A 263-nucleotide genomic window follows, 5' to 3' on the forward strand; every position below is an offset into this window, starting at 1 on the left:
AAGCAGTGTCACATGGAATAATTATAGTAGCTGCAGCAGGTAATACATATGGAACTGGTGTAGAGTATCCAGCGAAATACACAAATGTGATATCAGTTAATTCTATTAAAAAAAATCTTAAAAGGCCAAGCTCAGCGGCAAGAGGAAAGATAGATTATATTGCACCAGGAGTTGATATACTCTCTACTAATCATAGGGGGGAATATAGTTTGTTTACTGGAACCTCCTTTGCAGCCGGACATGTTACTGGTGTAATTTCACTG

1 protein-coding gene is annotated in these 263 nt (G+C 38.0%); it reads left to right on the forward strand.

From position 1 onward, the window contains the following. Positions 1–263, forward strand: a 263-nt coding sequence (locus tag R2R70_RS20925; protein ID WP_410979040.1) for a S8 family serine peptidase, incomplete at both ends; no start/stop codon positions are given.

Origin of the sequence: Cobetia sp. SIMBA_158, from assembly GCF_046566945.1 — a bacterium.
In the GTDB taxonomy this organism is placed as follows: domain Bacteria; phylum Pseudomonadota; class Gammaproteobacteria; order Pseudomonadales; family Halomonadaceae; genus Cobetia; species Cobetia amphilecti.